Here is a 16854-nt window from a genome sequence, read left to right as displayed (position 1 = left end):
GGTCATTTTTATGAAAGTGTACGAGAGATGTACATAACCTAACTAGAAAGGATGTTACTAATGGATCGTAGGCAGGAAATTCTTGAAGCAGCTGCAAAATCTTTTACATTGTTTGGCTACAAGGCAACAACAATGGAGCAAGTGGCGAAAATTGCCAATGTGGGTAAAGGTACGATTTATACATTCTTTGCAAATAAAGAAATTTTATTTCAAGAGATCGCAATGTCACTTGTACGAGAGATGAAAGCGGAAGCAGATGCAGTGTTGGATGCATCAGCAAGCTTTATGGATAATGCGCATAATGCTTTAATGAAAATGCTACAGTTCCGAGAAAAACATCTTTTATTTGCAAAGCTAATCGAGGAAGAAAAAGAATTACGAACACCAGCAGTTAAACAGGTGCTACTACGTATCGAGACTGAAATCTTATCGTATGTCGCAGAGTTAATACAACGACGTATTAATAAAGGTGAAATTAGAAAGTGTGATGCGGAGCTAGTTAGTTACTTATTGCTGAAGGCATATCTTGCTTTTGTTGTCGATTGGCATGAGTTACATGGTGATGTAATCCCTGAAGAAAAGATTCTTAATCTTTTTAAGGAAACTATCTTTCGAGGTTTGATTTTAACTTGATTCGATAAAATACAGTTGTATAAGTATTGAATCAAGTGCTCTTTTTGCAATATTGTCGAGGTTGATTATTTTTTTTGAATGAAAATGACCAAATGACGTTTTCGGTCAAATAGTTTAGGAGTGAGGATATTATATGATTAAAGCTGAGTGGCTAAAGATCTTTAAAACAAGAAAAATGCTTGTTTCAATCATTGCTGTATTATTTATTCCAGTAATGTATGCGGGTATGTTTTTATGGGCGTTTTGGGATCCTTATGCGGGGCTTCCTAATCTTCCAGTAGCAGTTGTTAATGAGGATACTGGTGCTGAGATGGATGGCGTTAAATTAGACTTAGGGGATACCTTGGTCGATAAATTGATAGATAGCGAGCAATTTAACTTTATAGAAGTTTCAAAAGATGAAGCTGAAAAAGGCTTAAATAGTCGTGATTATTATATGATTTTAGAAATTCCAACAAATTTCTCTGAACATGCAACAACACTATTAGATGACAAACCATCAAAATTAGTAATGAACTACATTCCAAACGAGGGATTGAACTTCCTTGGTGCTCAAATTGGTGAGACAGCAATGGATCGTGTACGCGCTGAAGTAAATTCTCAAGTATCAGCGACGTATGCAGAAAAATTATTTGATTCCATTGCAACACTTGGAGATGGCTTTACAGAAGCAGCAGATGGCTCAAATAAGCTAGATGAGGGTGCACAAAAAGTAGCGAATGGTGCAAAAGATTTAAAAGGATATCTGGAGCAACTAGCATCGAGCACAGTTGAACTATCAAATGGTACTGATAAATTAACAAAAGGTGCGGGAGATGCGGCAAAAGGCGCGAATGACTTATCTAGTGGTTTAGTCAAACTACAAGATGGTACAGTTCAATTACAAAAGGGTGCACAGCAAGCTGCAAATGGAGCAACGAGCCTTGAACAGGGGTTATCACAATATACACAGGGTGTTGCAAAAGTTGGTGCTGGTTTAACCACTTTAAATGACAAACAACAGCAAATTAGTACAGGTGCAGCATCTATTGCTGAGAACGCCGGTGCATTGAATGGTGCAGCAACCCAATTAACAGCGGGATCTGCAAAAGTAGAGGCAGGCATTACAGCCCTATCAAATCAATTACAAACGATGATGGCTTCAATGCCTGAAGAACAAGCAGCAGCGTTGAAACAAACATTAGCGGAACTACAGGCAGGTAGTGCTAGTGTGCATAACGGTTTAACATCTTTATCAGCTGGTACAGAAAAATTACAAGCTGGTGCCAATCAAGTAAGCTCTGGTGCAACTCAAATTGCAGCAGGTCAAGCAGAAGTGCTAGCTGGTGCGAATGCATTAACAGCTAAAAGTAATGCTTTATTGGAAGGTGCAAAAGGTCTACAAGCAGGTAATGCTACATTAGCTGCAAAATTAGGTGAACTACATGCAGGTGTAAATACAGCTGTAACAGGTTCAAAAACATTAGCATCTGGATTAAATGAATTAGCGAATGGTACAACAACATTAAATCAAGGTACTTCAACACTTGCTTCAAAATCTGGTGAACTAGCACAAGGATCTGCAACACTTGCAGATGGTTCGACAGAGCTTGCAGATGGTACAGCTACTTTATCTGGTAAATTAGGTGAGGCTAGTGAAAAAGCAAATGAAGTCAAAGCAAATCAAGACACGTATGATATGGTAGGTAGTCCAGTTGAAGTTGAAAAAGAGTCTGTAAACCATGTTCCTAACTATGGTACAGGTTTTGCACCGTACTTTATTTCTCTAGGTTTATTCGTAGGTGCATTATTAATTTCAATTGTGTTCCCACTTGTTGAACCTGCTATTCGTCCTAAAAACGGGGCATCTTGGTTTACAAGTAAAGTGACTGTACTAGCAGTCGTAGGTTTAGTGCAAACATTACTAACAGTAGTTATTGTCAAATGGGGTCTAGGACTCGAAGTGAATAACATGAGCTACTTTATTTTAACAGCCTTATTAACAAGCTATGTATTTTTAGCCTTAATTCAAATGCTTGTTTCGATCTTTGGTGACCCTGGTCGTTTCATGGCAATAGTTGTACTAATTTTACAATTAACAACAAGTGCAGGTACATTCCCATTAGAATTAATACCTTCACCATTACAAGTATTTAACAAGCTATTACCGATGACATATACAGTGCAAGCATTTAAATCAAGTATTTCTACTGGTGATACGTCATTCTTAATGCAAAACTATGGTGTTCTAGCTGGTTTCTTAGTAGCATTCTTAGCAATCACATTTGGTTACTTCATGCTACTGCACAATAAACGTTACTCTAAAGTAGCTGAAGAAAACTAATCATGAAGCACTCACCCAATGTAGGTGAGTGCTTTGTTGTTCATAGGGGTTATGTAATAATTCTTCAGCCTCAAATGACATAAATAAAAAAAAAGCGAGCTATAGAAATTTTATGAAAAAAGAGTTTGAATTTGCATTCCAGGCTATTTGCTTTTCAGTGGGCGAGTAGCGAGCTGCTCCCTCTGGACGCTGGCAGAACAGAAATCCCCTTTCCTTGTCAAACGGTCTTTCTCTGCTAGCGATTGTCTTTTTTCAACAATAAAAAACAACAGCTGATATGAGCGTATCAGCTGTTGTTTTTTGTAAGTGTAAGAGATTTAATTAAGGGTTCATCAAAATATGATGAAGGGTGTCATGATTACTACGCGTGGGGCACGTATATGACTATATCAGAATAGGCAAATGCTTATAGGTGGTTACATTTTTCACAAGTGTTGCTGTAGCATTCGCTTTGTTCTTCCATTTTTTCACCGCACTCAGTACATTGCTTAGCAGGTAAATTCTTGAAAAATTCAACTACGTTTTCTAACATTGTGGACTCCTCCTTTAAGTTCATCTGTACTATTACTGTTTTGATATTTTCTAGTGTATTATAACAGATGCTTTTCGTCAACACAAAATGCCTAATTTACGGTAAAATAAATATGGATATTTTGTGAAGGAGGAAACGTGAACTATGATTTTCGTTGATAATAAAGGGATCCATGATCCACGCATTAATCTTGCTATTGAGGAGTATTTGTTAAAAACAATGGACGTTGAGAAAGAGCCAGTGCTCCTTTTCTACATTAATCAACCGTCTATCATCATCGGTAAAAACCAAAATACGATTGAAGAAATCAATACAGACTATGTAGAGGACAATGGCATTATTGTTGTGCGCCGTCTTTCAGGTGGTGGTGCTGTTTACCATGATTTAGGCAATCTTAACTTCAGCTTTATTACCAATGATGATGGTGATAGCTTTATGAACTATAAAAAATTCACACAACCAGTCGTTGACGCTCTAGCAAAAATGGGTGTGAATGCAGAGCTCTCAGGACGCAATGATATACTAGCAGAGGGACGTAAAGTTTCAGGAAATGCTCAGTTCTCTACAAAAGGACGTATGTTCAGCCATGGTACATTGATGTTTGATACAGAAATTGATGCGGTTGTCTCTGCTTTAAAGGTCAAAAAGGATAAAATCGAATCAAAAGGTATTAAATCGATTCGCTCACGAGTAGCAAACATTTCAGAGTTTTTAAAGGAGCAAATGACAGTTGAGGAATTCCGTCTTGAAATTTTGAAATCCATTTTTGGCGGAGAAGAAAACATTCGTTATTATGAGCTAACTGAAGATGATTGGGCGAATATCCACAAGCTATCAGAGGAACGCTATCAAACATGGGAGTGGAATTTTGGGAAATCACCACGCTTTAATATTCAAAAAACACATCGATTCCCAACAGGAGGCATTGATATTCGCCTAGAAGTAAATCATGGTGTGATGGAAGAAGTGCATATTTTTGGAGATTTCTTTGGTGTCGGTGATATGGCTGATATAGAACGGCGCTTAGTTGGGACAAACTATGACAGAGCGGCTATTGCTAAGGCATTAGCAGATATTGATATCCCTACATATTTTGGTGGAATTTCAACTGAGGACTTTTTACAATTAATTTATTAAGGAAAATACGGTTTCATGTAATGTTTTAGCCTAAAGGTTCGCTGACAATTATGTCGTCGAACCTTTTTTTGATACAATATAGAAAGAAAGGAGTGTTGATATGGAAAAGCATCGAATATTCATAGTTGAAGATGATGTCAAGATTGCATCATTACTAGCGGAAACGCTTAGAAAATATCAATACGAAGTTGCAACAATTCAAGAATTTGATCATCTTATAGAAGAATTTACAGCATTTAATCCACATATGGTGCTGCTTGATATAAATTTACCCGCTTACGATGGCTATTATTGGTGTCGCCAGCTACGTCAGCATACAACATGTCCAATAATTTTCATTTCTGCACGCTCTGGAGAAATGGACCAAATCTTTGCACTTGAAAATGGGGGCGACGATTTTATTACAAAGCCTTTTAACTACGAAATTGTGTTGGCTAAAATCCGTAGTCATCTACGCCGTACATATGGTGAATATGCAGCAAGGCAAGAAGAACGGACAATCAAGCAAGGACAGCTTGTACTTCATTTAGAAAGAATGGAGCTACATAAAAATGATTTAGAAATTCCACTGCAGAAAAAAGAATGTATTATCTTAGAGCTTTTGATGGGCAATGCACCGAAAGTAGTTTCACGTGAGCAATTGTTAGAGGAGCTTTGGGACGATCAAGCATTTGTCGATGAAAACACTTTGAATGTGAATATGACCAGAGTTCGAAAAAAGTTAGCGGATTATCATATATCGTCAACAATCGAAACGGTACGTGGTGCAGGTTATCGATTCATATTAAGTGCAGGTGAGCTATAGTGGGCTGGAAGCTTTTTTTACGTGATTATGCATCATTTATTGTGTTCCAGCTCTTATTAGTTGGTTTCATCATGGTTATCTATGCACTAGACGGTTTTCGAAATATTGATACGGCTGTTTATTCCTTTTGTATTAGCCTTGTACTATTAGCATCCTTTTTACTTGTCCGCTATTTAATGCGGCAACGCTACTTATTGAAGATAACTCAGCTTCCAACAGCAATGGAGGATGTGCTACAAAAAAACGCAAAAACGCCAGAAGCTATGCAAACCGAGAAGTATATGCATGAATTGTATCGACTTTATCAACATGAGTTGCATGCTTTATATGCAAGTCAAAAAAGGCATGATCAATTTATGAACCAGTGGGTCCATCAAATGAAAACACCTATTTCAGTGATTGAATTATTATTACAGGATGACCGACCTCTTGATAAAAAGAATGTTCAGGAGGAAATCGATCGCTTGCGTAGAGGATTGGACATGGTACTTGTTAATGCTCGCCTAGAAAATTTTGAGGATGATATGCAAGTAGAGCGAGTTGCGCTAAAAGGTATTGTAACTGCAACTGTTAATGAAAATAAACGTTTATTTATTACGAAAAGAGTTTTCCCGGAAATTCATATTGAGGACGATCTCATTGTTGCCAGTGATTCAAAATGGCTTCGTTTCATTCTTGGACAATTTATCACCAATGCAGTGAAATACACGTTTGAAGCCAATAAAAAAATTGTTATTTCTGCCATTGAAAAGGATGACTATGTACAACTTGCGATTTGTGATGAGGGTATTGGGATTCCAACTTCCGATCTTTCTCGTGTTACGAAAGCCTTTTTTACTGGCGAAAATGGGCGGAAAACAGGTGAATCAACTGGAATGGGCCTTTATTTAGCCAAAGAAATCTGTGAAAAGCTAGGGCATGAGCTGGCTATTACATCAGAGGTAGGAAAAGGGACGATTGTGACAGTAACATTTACAAATTAGGGGGCACTAGGATGGTAGAGGTACGTATAGAAGATTGGAAACTAACGATTGATAAGGAGAAAACAAATGCGCTTTATATGACACATCTGCAAGGGGGAGATCCATTAGCCTATCAAAATTTTATCCTGGTAAATGAAAAGTTAGATGAAGAACTACTGCATTTTTCAAAGAGCCTTGGGTTAAACTTACAGCAACCAACATTATTGAATGCTTTTCCTGTAGACGGTCAACAGATTATGTATAGTGGGTATTATACTGTATGTGGGGAAATCGTAGAGGGAGAAATGGATGCTTGGGATGTGATTATTGGGGAGCATTGCTTTAGTTTAGTAGAGGAAGAGTCAATACTGGCTTTAACAGAGCCTCATTTTCACATTGGTTTTGAGGTCGTTTTACAGTGGCTTTTACCTCAATCCTTAGAATTAATGAAGAAATAAGGTGAATGAAGTATGCCTATTTTACAAATTAAAGATGTGACAAAAGTGTACGAAGGTAAAGTAACGCATCGTGCATTAAATCAATTGAGCTTTGACGTGGAAGAAGGCGAGTTTTTAGCTGTTATGGGGCCCTCAGGAAGCGGTAAAACGACATTACTGAATATTATTTCGACCATCGATGAACCAACTAGTGGAGAAATCATTTTAGATGGAATGAATCCACATAAATTGAATGCAACAGAGCTTGCCTATTTTAGAAGAAGACAGCTTGGCTTTGTGTTTCAGGATTTCAATCTTTTGCATATGCTGACGGTCGAGGAAAATATCGTGTTGCCCTTAACGTTAGATCAACAGCCGCTAGAGGTAATGGAGGAGCGTCTGGCAAGTATTGTAGAAAAGCTAGATTTAACTTCTTTCCTTCATAAACGTCCAAATGAAATATCTGGGGGACAGGCACAAAGAACGGCAATTGGTCGTGCGCTTATTCATAATCCTAGTCTCATTTTAGCGGACGAGCCAACAGGTAATTTAGATTCAAATTCTTCACGTGATGTGCTTGAACTATTAACAAAAGTGAATCAGGATAAACAAACGACAATCGTAATGGTCACGCATGATCCAATTGCAGCAAGTTATTGTGATCGAGTGTTATTCATTAAAGATGGTGAATTTTTTAATGAAATTTATCGAGATGACCGCCGTCAGATGTTTTTCCAACGTATTTTAAATGTTTTGAGCTTACTAGGAGGAGGGCAAGTAGGTGACCTTTCGACAATTCGCTTACCGTAATGTCGTGCGGAACAGCCGGATATATGGTGCCTTTTTCATGGCAAGCTTTTTTTCTGTGGCTGTATTTTTTATCTATTCCATGCTGATGTTTCACCCTGATATTGAACGTGGGATATTAGGGGAGATGTCTCTCATTGGGATGGTGGGGGCTGAAATTGTTCTCGTCCTGTTTACATTATTCTTTTTATATTATTCCATGAGTGCCTTTTTAGAAGCCAGATCACATGAATTTGCTATTTTATTGCACTTGGGAATGGAAAAACGTCAGATGAATAGACTTGTCTTTTTAGAGACAATGATTATTGGAACAGGCTCCATTATTGTAGGGATTGTCTTTGGCTTCTCCTTTTCAAAATTCTTTTTTATGATTGTGCGGGAAATTTTACATTTAGAAGATTTACCACTCTATATTTCATGGGAGCCATTTTTATTAACGATTGGTGTTTTTACAAGTGCATTTTTCGTCATTTCTTTTATTAGTGTGTATTTTTCACGAGAGAGAAAATTACGAGATCTTATAAAAGGCAGTGATTATTTAAATAGCTTAACAACGTATTCAAAAATACGAGCATTCTATGGTATTGCTTTAATTGTAACGACGTATATTCTCGCGTTTGTTGTCGGACATACATCACTAATCGGGCTAACGCTGCTAATACCATTCTCCGCAACATTTGGCACCTATTATTTTTTTAGTGATTCTGTGCCTTGTTTTTTAGATTTAGCACGTGGGAAACGTAAATATCATTGGCAACGCTACCGTCTACTATCACTAGCAGAACAAACGCATATAATGATGGATAACGTGAAAATGTTTTTCGTTGTAACGATGGTATCGACGCTTGCATTTTTATCTGTTGGTGTTTTAGCAACGATGTCCTCCTACACCACGCAATATGATCGATTAAATCCACTAGGGTTGGTTTATAAAGGGGATGTCGATAATCCATATGAACGGGAGCATATCAATTCTTTAAGGCTGCAATTAGAGGGAAAAGGTTTATCTTATCAGCTATCCCGTTTTATTGTTGTGAAGCAAACCTCCTCCTTCACTCGAAATGAGGTTGAGGTTTTTCGAGAGTCCGATATGAATGTCCTGCTTTCTTCCTACAGTTATCCATTATTGAATTTGGAAGCAGGAGAGGCAGTATTCATTCCTTATTCGGAGGATTCCTTAAAAAAATTAAAAGATCGAGTTGTGCATACTGTTTTAGAAGAAAACAATATACCACTCACTATTGATAGTGTCTATCCAAAAATAGTGTTTCCAGGCTCGATTGTCAGTGTCAATTCGATTGTCATTAGTGATGAGGACTTCGCGAAGCTTATTCATCCGATTTCCGATCAAGACATTATTCAACCAAGCTATCATCTATTTACATTTGTTATTCCTCAATGGATGGAGACGAAGGATATCGGTAAGGATATCGATCATCTAGAATCCAATTTATATTTTATTAAAAAGGATAAGTTTAGCCCTTTTTACTTTGAAAATGCAGGATTAAATTATTCTTATATACTAGCTACCTACTCATTATTTACATTAGTGGGTGTCTTAGTAGCCACTGTATTTTTACTTGCGGCTGGAAGCTTTATCTATTTTAAATTGCATACATCCCTCGAACGTGAAAAGCGTAAATTTGATGTATTAAAACGGATGGGTTTAACAGATACGGAGTTAAAAAAGCTAGTTAATCGCCATTTGTTTCCCCAATTCTTCTTACCTTGGGGTGTCGCGATGATGCATAGTGCCTTTGCTTTTCTAATGGTTCAGGGTATTTTAAGGGACATTGCGAATATATCGATTGTAAAAGAAGTATTCTTCGCTTTTGGCTTTTTTGTATTAATACAAGTGGTTTATTTTTATTTAATTCGATGGCGCTATATCTCCCATATTCGCTCATGAAGTAATGGTTTAAAAGAGAAAAAAATGAATTATTTAACGTAATTTATGACATGAGATAAAAAGACTCATTGTTTTTTAGATATATTTCTTATATAATATTACTGAATAATGATTCATTTTATACGATAAGGGGATGGTGTAATTGAATTTAGTTTCACGTGTTCGTCAACAAGCAACAGAACAACCTGAAAAAGTGGCGTATCATTTTATGGGGAAAGATACGACTTACGGGGAATTTGAGCATACAGTTGGCCGCTTTGCAAAGGGATTACAAGATTTAGGCGTTGAAAAAGGGGATCATGTGGCGTTTTTACTCGGCAACACGCCACACTACTTAATTGCCCTTTATGCAACAATGCGCCTAGGGGCAACAGCAATACCTGTTAATCCAATCTATACACCGGATGAAATTTCTTACATTTTGCATAATGGAGATGTAAAAGCAGTCATTGCTCTGGATATGTTGCTACCATTGGTTGAAAAAGGTGTACAAGCATTTCCACAAGTAAAAACATTTATAGTTTGTGAAACCACACCAGATATAGCGGAAAAAGTGGCAGCTTTATCACCACAAGCACAAGAAAAAACACATTTATTTACACATGTAATCGCTAAAACCACTCAAATTTTACAACCTGTTGAAGTTGCAGAGGATGACAATGCTATTATTTTATATACTTCAGGAACTACAGGTAGTCCAAAGGGAGCCATGCTGACACATGGCAATGTGTACTCAAATGCACGTGATGTTGCGCATTATTTAGGCATTAATGCAGAGGATCGTGTTATTGCGACATTACCTGTCTTCCATGTATTTGCCTTAACGGTAGTGGTGAATGCGCCTTTATTAAGTGGGGCAACAGTTTTACTTGCACCACGCTTTAGCCCTAGTGATATTTTCGCTTTAGCACGAGAGCAAAAAGCAACAGTATTTGCTGGTGTTCCTACTATGTATAATTTCTTGTACCAATTACCTGAGGGCAATCCTGAAGATTTCTCGACAATCCGTTTAGCTATTTCAGGTGGTGCCTCCTTGCCTGTTGCGCTATTACATAATTTCGAACAGAAATTTAATGTGCGTGTGTCAGAGGGCTATGGCTTATCTGAAGCTTCACCCGTTACATGTTTTAACCCATTAGATCGTGATCGTAAAGCAGGCTCTATAGGAACATCTATTAGCAATGTCGAGAATAGAGTGGTCGATGTTAATGGTCAGGAAGTACCTGTGGGCGAAGTTGGAGAGCTAATTGTACGTGGCCCAAACGTGATGAAGGGATACTATAAAATGCCTGAAGAAACGGCGATGGCGATTCGCGACGGCTGGCTCTATACAGGAGATTTAGCAAAGGTAGATGAAGAAGGGTATTTTTACATTGTCGATCGTAAAAAGGATATGATTATTGTAGGGGGCTTTAATGTTTATCCTCGTGAGGTGGAGGAAGTGCTGTTTGCCCATAATAATATTGTAGAGGCAGCGGTTGTAGGCTTCCCAGATCCTAACTTAGGGGAAGCGGTACATGCCTATGTTGTGTTGAAAGAAGTAGCTGCTACTACAACAGATGATCTACTATCCTATTGTGCTAAACATATGGTGAAGTATAAGGTTCCGAAAGTAATTGAAATACTGGATGAACTACCAAAAAACACAACAGGAAAAATATTAAGACGCTCATTAAAAGAAAAAGTTTAAACGAGAAAGGCTACTATTGTAAAATGGTAGCTCTTTTTTTGTACATTATTCGTATAATAGTAAAATCAGTTGAGAGTAGATGTCTGTAAGTGATAAAATCAAACTTGTGAAATCTTCTACATACTTTTCAAGAGCTTGTCATATAGTGAGGAAGTAATGTAAAAAGACGTACAAAACTGGAACCCTTTGAGGTGAAGCCACGTCAAAACTTTTAGGTAAAAATACTATTGAAAGAGAGCATACAAAAACATGTTAGAACTCATTAAGGAGTTAATAAGTTTTATTGTGCATATCGATGTGCATTTAGAAGAAATTATTCGTGATTTTGGCAATTGGAGCTATCTTATTTTATTTGCGATAGTTTTTGTAGAAACAGGGGTTGTTATTTTCCCATTCTTACCTGGTGATTCCTTGTTATTTGCAAGTGGAACATTAGCTGCGGCAATGGGCGCATTCGATATGTGGATTTTAATCCCTGTATTTTTAGCAGCAGCTATTTTGGGCGATACGATGAACTATCATATTGGTCATAAGGTAGGGACATCTATTCCACCAAAGAGCCTCCTCGGTAGAGTTGTTAAAAAAGAGCGTATGGAAGCAGCTGAAAAATTCTTTAATACACATGGTGGGAAAACGATCGTAATCGCACGTTTCATGCCATTTATTCGTACATTTATCCCGTTTGTGGCGGGTGCAAGTAAAATGAAATATAGTTATTTCTTATTTTATAATATTTTTGGTGCAATTTTATGGGTATTCAGTTGTACATTATTAGGTTACTTCTTTGGGAATATTCCAATTATTAAAGATAACTTCTCAGTTGTCCTAATTTTGATTATCATTATATCCGTTGTTCCTGCAGTGATTGGTGCAATAAAATCCAAAGTAGGTAAATAATATGGACAGTCCTTAAGTGATTCATCATCACGAGGACTGTCCCTTCTTTTTTATTGGCTGAAAAAGCCAAGTTGACATGTTAAGTTTAGCTGGAAGTATAAGCATCAGGTCGTAAAAAATGTTATACTATAAATTACTAGAAAATGGAGAAATGGGGGCAATGGAATGGAAGTATTCATTGGCAGACAGCCTATATTTAATCTTCATGAGCAAGTCGTTGCATATGAATTGTTATACCGTAGCAAAAACGTAAATGCCTTTCCAATGGTCGATTCAGATGCAGCAACGATTGATGTACTTGTGAACTCATTTCTTTCAATTGGTTTTGAAGAGGTAACGAAAGGGAAACCTGGATTTGTTAATTTTACTGAAAACTTATTGATGAGCTCTATACATGAATTTTTAAATCCCTCACAGGTAGTGATTGAGATATTAGAGGATGTTCCACTTACCTCTCATTTAGTGGAGCGTGTAATTGAGCTAAAAAAACAAGGGTTTCAAATTGCCTTGGATGATTTTATGATGGATGATCAAGTGGAAGTTTATGATGAATTATTTGAAAAAATTGATTATATAAAGGTGGATTTTTTAGCTTCTTCCATCGTGAAAAGAATGGAAATAGAAAATAAAGTTAAGGAGAAATTTCCACATATTCAATTGCTCGCTGAAAAGGTAGAGACGCGTCATCAATTTGAAGTTGCTAAGTCCTCAGGCTATGTGTTATTTCAAGGTTATTTCTTTGAACAACCGCAAATAATACGAGCAACAGACATTCCAGCAAATGCGATTCAATATATTCACATTATCTCCCTACTAAAAGAGGAAGAACCGAATATTCATTTATTAGCAGAAAATATTGAACGAGATATTTCATTGACATACAAATTATTGCAAATGATTAATAACTCATCAAAACGATCTAAATCTAAAGTGCGCTCCATCAAGCAGGCGATTGTGTTATTGGGCGTATCGAATTTACGAAAATGGATTTATTTATTGGCCATGCGTGAAATTGATATTGATGCTGATTCCGATCTTTTTAAAGAAGTGATGTGTACGTCTTTATTCCGAGCTAAGGTTTGTGAAAAACTAGCTAAGCTTGCTTATAAAAAGAATTTCTCAGAATATTTTTTAGTCGGCATGTTTTCTCTAATTGACACATTACTTCAAAGACCGATGAATGTTATTTTACAGCAGCTACCATTCTCAGAGGCTATTACGAATACCATTTTAGGCTTTGAAACGGAAATGACCCCTTATTTGGAGTTTAGTATTGCGTTAAGTAAACTAGATTGGCCGCGATTAGAAGAGCTAGCTGTACAGTTGAATATACAGTTAGTTGACATTGATCTTTTATATTATGAAGCCATCGAATGGGCAGAAAAATCATTTTAAACCAATCAACAAAAGCTATCTTATTAATTCATGTAAGATAGCTTCTTTAATATTTCCTCACCATAGTATCCCTTCATCATGATGAAGTTCTCAATGCTAAAAGTATTTGCTATAATCATCTCGTCTTAAAAAAATTCTGATAGTTGAAGTGGGCGTGGGGAAATGAAACATGATGTGAGAGATAGCATTGTGGAGTATGTGTATGTCATTGTAGGAGCGGCAATAATTGCTATTGGTTTTAATGTCTTTTTATTACCAAATCAAGTCGCTTCAGGTGGGGTAAGTGGAATAAGTACGATTTTGCATGGTTTATTTGGTTGGAATCCGGGAATTGTTCAGTATGCATTTAACATTCCGCTTTTTATTGCTGGTGTTTTATTATTGGGCAAAAAATTTGGAATAAAATCCTTTATTGGGACAATTACATTACCTTTTATCGTCTTATTAACAAATAGCTGGGAGCCCTGGACTGATAATCCTTTATTGGGTGCTCTTTTTGGTGGAATTGTTGTTGGTCTAGGAATAGGACTGGTCTTTAAGGGGAATGCTTCAACTGGTGGCACTGATTTACTGGCGCAAATCATTACGAAGTTTACAGGATTGTCGCTTGGAACAAGTGTGCTGTTAATAGATGGCGTTATCGCAATTAGTGCAGCAATTGTTTTTGACTTAGAAAAAGGTTTGTATGCTCTGATTGGACTTTATGTTACCACAAAAACGATTGATATTATTCAGCTAGGTTTTAGTCAGTCTAAAATGGTCTATATCATTACATTGAAACAAGATGAGGTAAGGGAAGCCATTTATGCTGAAATTAATCGTGGTGTAACGAAGTTACCAGCAATTGGAGGATATACAGGAGAAGCACGACCAGTTCTAATGGTTGTTGTTTATCAAACAGAATTCACAAAGCTGAAACAACTCATTAAAAGCGTTGACCCATCAGCGTTTGTTATCGTTTCTGATGCATATGAGGTATTAGGAGAAGGTTTCAAACGTGCATAATTTTGGTATAATGGCGGCGTAAGGTATTTATTACGAGGAGGGGTACTAATGAAAAAAGCAATGTTAACATTAGTGTTCGGATCAGCAATCTTCTTAGCTGCATGTGGCGGCGGAGATAAAACTGCATCTAATAATGGTAATGAAAGTGCTACAGAGCCAGATGGCGAAGCAATAGCGATGAAATCTTGTGTTACTTGTCATGGTGGCGAGCTACAAGGTGCTAATGGTCCAGCATTAAATGATGTAGGTTCACGTTTGTCTGAATCAGAAATTTTAGATATTATAAATAATGGTAAAAACGGCATGCCTGCAGGACTAGTAAAAGGTGCAGATGCTGAAGCTGTTGCTAAATGGTTAGCAACGCAAAAATAATTGCTTTTTAAAAACTAGCGGGCTGGAGAGCCGCTAGTTTTTTTAGTGCAAGTAAACGCTGTATTGAGAGTAAATACATTTCTTTTACACATAGACATGCTAAAATAAGATGAACCTTATCCATTGATTGGAGGCTTTTTCATTGGTCGTAGTATTAACAAGAGATGTTATGGAGAAATTTAAATTAGAGTTATTAGCTGGTGAAGAAGGAATAGGCAGGACAATTGTGACAAGTGATATCTCAAGACCAGGGCTTGAAATGGCAGGATACTTTACTCATTATCCAGCAAATCGAGTACAATTGCTTGGCAAGACTGAACTTTCCTTTTTTGAAATGCTCCCAGCAGATGTTAAGCTTGAGCGTATGCGTTTACTTTGTTCACAGGATACACCTGCTATTATTATTTCTAGAGATTTAGAAGTACCAGAGGAGCTTATTCAGGCCTCAAACGAGAAGCATGTACCTGTATTTAAAACACATATGACAACAACCAAATTTTCGAGTAGATTGACGAACTACTTAGAGGGGCGCTTAGCTCCAATGACAGCAGCACACGGAGTACTTGTCGATGTGTATGGCATTGGAGTGCTTATAATCGGTAAAAGCGGCGTAGGTAAAAGTGAAACAGCACTTGAGCTTGTAAAAAAGGGTCATCGTTTAGTTGCTGATGATTGTGTTGAAATTCGTCAAGAATCAGAAAACCTATTAATCGGAAGCCCTCCACCTTTGTTAGAGCACTTATTGGAAATACGAGGCATTGGCATTATTGACATTATGACACTCTTTGGTGCAAGTGCAGTACGCCCCTATAAACGTATTACCCTCATCATTGAGCTCGAAATATGGGATCCACAAAAAGTTTATGATCGATTGGGCTTAGAAGAAGAAAAAATGAAAATAATTGACACGGAACTAACAAAACTAACAATTCCAGTAAGACCTGGACGCAATGTCTCCGTTATTATTGAAGTGGCAGCGATGAACTATCGTTTAAAGAAAATGGGCGTCAATGCGGCAGAGGAATTTTCAAGACGTTTAGATGAAGTGATTTCATCAAATGATGTGTTAGACGATTAAAAAGCGAACAACATTGTTCATGACATATTGAGAGGAGTAGAAGATGGATTTATTACTATTGCAAATTGACCCGATTGCCTTTCATTTAGGACCAATTCCAGTTCGTTGGTATGGATTGCTGATTGTGTCGGGAATCATTTTAGCCTATGTTGTTGGGCAAAGAGAGGCCGTTAAGCGAGGTTTGCCTGAAGACTTTCTTGCAGATTTATTATTATGGGCAGTTCCTATATCCATTATCTGTGCACGTATTTACTATGTGTCAATGCGATGGGATTACTATAGCGAAAATCCAGGCAAAATCATAGAGATATGGAATGGTGGTATTGCCATCCATGGTGCACTCATCGGGGCATTTGTCACAGCTTACATATATACTCGTATAAAAAATGTAAGCTTTTTACGAGTAGCAGATATTGCAGCACCTAGTATTTTAATCGGGCAGATTATTGGTCGATGGGGCAACTTTATGAACCAAGAGGCCTATGGTGGCGAGGTATCGAAAGCTTTTTTAGAAAACCTAATGCTACCAGACTGGATTATTAATCAAATGTATATTGAAGAATTAGGTTCATATGTTCATCCCACTTTTTTATATGAATCGATTTGGAACCTAATTGGGCTTATTATTCTATTAGTTTTGCGTAAAGTGAACTTACATCGTGGAGAAATATTCTTTAGCTATTTAATTTGGTATTCAATTGGTCGTTTCTATATCGAAGGAATGCGCACAGATAGCCTTTACTTAGTGGGAGATTTACGTTCAGCACAGGTTGTATCCATTATCGGTATTGTAGTTGGTCTAGGTGCAATTATTTATCGTAGAATAAAGGTGAAACCAGCCGTAAAATACTTGGATAATAAATAAGGGGTTG

At 37.2% G+C, this 16854-nt stretch carries 16 protein-coding genes; 15 read left to right on the top strand and 1 reads right to left on the bottom strand.

Features of this window, described 5'->3' with window-relative positions; genetic code table 11:
* Positions 1-60: 60 nt before the first annotated feature.
* Complete coding sequence (locus LCP48_RS19305; RefSeq protein ID WP_004230453.1) at positions 61-633, top strand: TetR/AcrR family transcriptional regulator; 573 nt, start codon at positions 61-63, stop codon at positions 631-633.
* Positions 634-766: 133 nt separating this feature from the next.
* A complete protein-coding gene (locus LCP48_RS19300) occupies positions 767-2956 on the top strand; it encodes a YhgE/Pip domain-containing protein (RefSeq protein WP_004230454.1) in 2190 nt (729 codons plus the stop codon).
* A gap of 406 nt (positions 2957-3362) precedes the next feature.
* Here LCP48_RS19300 and yhfH read toward each other — a convergent pair whose 3' ends face one another.
* Entirely contained in the window at positions 3363-3488 is a 126-nt protein-coding gene (gene yhfH, locus LCP48_RS19295; protein ID WP_004230455.1) for a protein YhfH, read from the bottom strand.
* 144 nt (positions 3489-3632) lie between these two features.
* On the opposite strand from yhfH, the gene LCP48_RS19290 reads away from it, so the two are divergent.
* From LCP48_RS19290 to lgt, 13 genes are all read left to right on the top strand, one after another.
* A complete protein-coding gene (locus tag LCP48_RS19290) occupies positions 3633-4625 on the top strand; it encodes a lipoate--protein ligase (RefSeq protein ID WP_004230456.1) in 993 nt (330 codons plus the stop codon).
* Positions 4626-4725: 100 nt separating this feature from the next.
* A complete protein-coding gene (locus tag LCP48_RS19285; protein ID WP_004230457.1) occupies positions 4726-5430 on the top strand; it encodes a response regulator transcription factor in 705 nt (234 codons plus the stop codon).
* Positions 5430-6413, top strand: coding sequence for a sensor histidine kinase (locus LCP48_RS19280; protein ID WP_202342651.1), 984 nt, complete (start codon positions 5430-5432; stop codon positions 6411-6413). The genes LCP48_RS19285 and LCP48_RS19280 overlap by 1 nt, the downstream gene beginning before the upstream one ends.
* Positions 6414-6424: 11 nt before the next feature.
* The gene (locus LCP48_RS19275; protein ID WP_009373263.1) at positions 6425-6850 is read left to right on the top strand and encodes a hypothetical protein; all 426 of its coding nucleotides are present in this window, start codon (positions 6425-6427) and stop codon (positions 6848-6850) included.
* Between the two features lie 12 nt (positions 6851-6862).
* The gene (locus tag LCP48_RS19270) at positions 6863-7639 is read left to right on the top strand and encodes an ABC transporter ATP-binding protein (RefSeq protein WP_004230460.1); all 777 of its coding nucleotides are present in this window, start codon (positions 6863-6865) and stop codon (positions 7637-7639) included.
* The gene (locus LCP48_RS19265; protein WP_004230461.1) at positions 7611-9545 is read left to right on the top strand and encodes an FtsX-like permease family protein; all 1935 of its coding nucleotides are present in this window, start codon (positions 7611-7613) and stop codon (positions 9543-9545) included. Before LCP48_RS19270 ends, LCP48_RS19265 begins: the two co-directional genes overlap by 29 nt.
* Before the next feature lie 142 nt (positions 9546-9687).
* Complete coding sequence (locus tag LCP48_RS19260; RefSeq protein WP_004230462.1) at positions 9688-11235, top strand: fatty acid--CoA ligase family protein; 1548 nt, start codon at positions 9688-9690, stop codon at positions 11233-11235.
* Between the two features lie 249 nt (positions 11236-11484).
* Positions 11485-12132 (top strand): VTT domain-containing protein, encoded by a 648-nt coding sequence (locus LCP48_RS19255; protein WP_004227966.1) that lies wholly within the window; start codon positions 11485-11487, stop codon positions 12130-12132.
* Positions 12133-12297: 165 nt separating this feature from the next.
* The gene (locus LCP48_RS19250; RefSeq protein WP_004227968.1) at positions 12298-13527 is read left to right on the top strand and encodes an EAL and HDOD domain-containing protein; all 1230 of its coding nucleotides are present in this window, start codon (positions 12298-12300) and stop codon (positions 13525-13527) included.
* Positions 13528-13689: 162 nt separating this feature from the next.
* The gene (locus LCP48_RS19245) at positions 13690-14532 is read left to right on the top strand and encodes a YitT family protein (RefSeq protein ID WP_004227970.1); all 843 of its coding nucleotides are present in this window, start codon (positions 13690-13692) and stop codon (positions 14530-14532) included.
* A gap of 48 nt (positions 14533-14580) precedes the next feature.
* Positions 14581-14904 (top strand): cytochrome c551, encoded by a 324-nt coding sequence (cccB, locus tag LCP48_RS19240; RefSeq protein ID WP_004227972.1) that lies wholly within the window; start codon positions 14581-14583, stop codon positions 14902-14904.
* A 142-nt stretch (positions 14905-15046) separates the two neighbouring features.
* On the top strand, positions 15047-15982 hold the full coding sequence (gene hprK / locus LCP48_RS19235; RefSeq protein ID WP_004227974.1) for an HPr(Ser) kinase/phosphatase: 936 nt from the start codon (positions 15047-15049) through the stop codon (positions 15980-15982).
* Between the two features lie 43 nt (positions 15983-16025).
* Positions 16026-16847: a prolipoprotein diacylglyceryl transferase gene (lgt, locus tag LCP48_RS19230; protein ID WP_004227978.1), complete on the top strand. Its 822-nt coding sequence runs from the start codon at positions 16026-16028 to the stop codon at positions 16845-16847.
* The last annotated feature ends 7 nt before the right edge of the window (positions 16848-16854 follow it).

This window comes from Lysinibacillus capsici (assembly GCF_020217405.1).
Lineage (GTDB): Bacteria > Bacillota > Bacilli > Bacillales_A > Planococcaceae > Lysinibacillus > Lysinibacillus capsici.
The sequence above is the reverse complement of the archived record's forward strand: the minus strand, read 5'-3'. Positions and strand labels throughout refer to the sequence as shown.